This window comes from Nocardiopsis nanhaiensis (genome assembly GCF_054778635.1).
This window is the reverse complement of sequence record NZ_BAAGZJ010000192.1, coordinates 1-1,133: the sequence shown is the minus strand read 5'-3', so window position 1 is coordinate 1,133 and position 1,133 is coordinate 1. Positions and strand designations below refer to the sequence as shown.

Genomic DNA, 1,133 nt, shown 5'->3' with positions numbered 1-1,133 from the left:
CTAGTGTCCTGAGTCGTTAATTCGTCGGCAGTACGAAGCAAGGGATTCGAGGATCTCCTCGGCCGTCTTGTGCCACACATAGGGTCGAGGGTCCTCGTTCCACACCCTGATCCAGGAGTGGATGTCCTTTTCCAGCGCCTGGACCGATCGGTGCACCCCACGGCGCAGCTTCTTACCGGTCAGCTGGGCGAACCAGCGCTCGACCAGGTTCAGCCAGGAAGCGCTGGTCGGGGTGAAGTGCATGTGGAACCGGGGATGGGCCAGCAACCATCGCTTGATCGCCGGGGTCTTATGGGTGGCGTAGTTATCGCAGATCAGGTGCACGTCCAGGCCAGCGGGCACCTCGTTGTCGATTTTGTTGAGGAACTTCTGGAACTCCTGGGCTCGGTGGCGGCGGTGCAGTGATCCGATCACCTTTCCACTAGCGGTATCCAGTGCGGCGAACAGGGTGCTGGTGCCGGCCCGCACGTAGTCGTGGGTGGCTCTTTCGGGTACTCCGGGCATCATCGGCAGTACCGGTTGAGAGCGGTCCAGCGCCTGGATCTGGGACTTTTCGTCCACACACAGCACCAGAGCCCGCTCGGGCGGGTCCAGGTAGAGACCGACCACGTCGTGCACCTTGTCGATGAAGAAGGGGTCGGTGGAGAGTTTGAACGACTCGGCGCGGTGGGGTTGCAGGCCAAAGGCACGCCAGATCCGCGAGACAGTGGACTGCGACATCCCCAGCTGGTTGGCCAGGGACCGGCTCGACCAGTGGGTGGCGTCGCTGGGTTTGTCTTCCAGGGTGGTACGTACTACTTCCTCGACCTGGGTGTCACTCACGGTGCGGGGGCGGCCGGGCCGAGGGCGGTCGGCAAGGCCTTGAAGGCCGTGCTGGGTGAAGCGTCTGCGCCATTTGCGCACGGTCTCCACGTCCACGTTCAACTCGCGGGCGACCTGGGCTTGGGAAAGGGGCAACCCGTCGATGTCGGTGCGGTCGCAGGCCAGCACGATGCGTGCTCGTTGGGCTAGGTCTTGGGCGGACTTGCGCCGCCGGACCCACCGCTCCAGCTCGGCTCGGTCTTCAGCGGTCAGGTCCAGCGGTGCGAGTTTGGGTCCCGGTCGTGCCATGGCACAACCCTAGGCAATTTAAC

General features: G+C 63.7%; 1 protein-coding gene. It reads right to left on the bottom strand.

Annotated features, from left to right (window positions below; genetic code table 11):
* Positions 1-1,110, bottom strand: coding sequence for an IS630 family transposase (locus ACYVD1_RS34730; RefSeq protein WP_460778718.1), 1,110 nt, complete (start codon positions 1,108-1,110; stop codon positions 1-3).
* Positions 1,111-1,133 lie beyond the last annotated feature (23 nt).

What these genes read in the sequence shown, in the direction of transcription:
- ACYVD1_RS34730 (WP_460778718.1), bottom strand. Translation starts at nt 1,110, where the DNA reads ATGGCACGACCGGGACCCAAACTCGCACCGCTGGACCTGACCGCTGAA.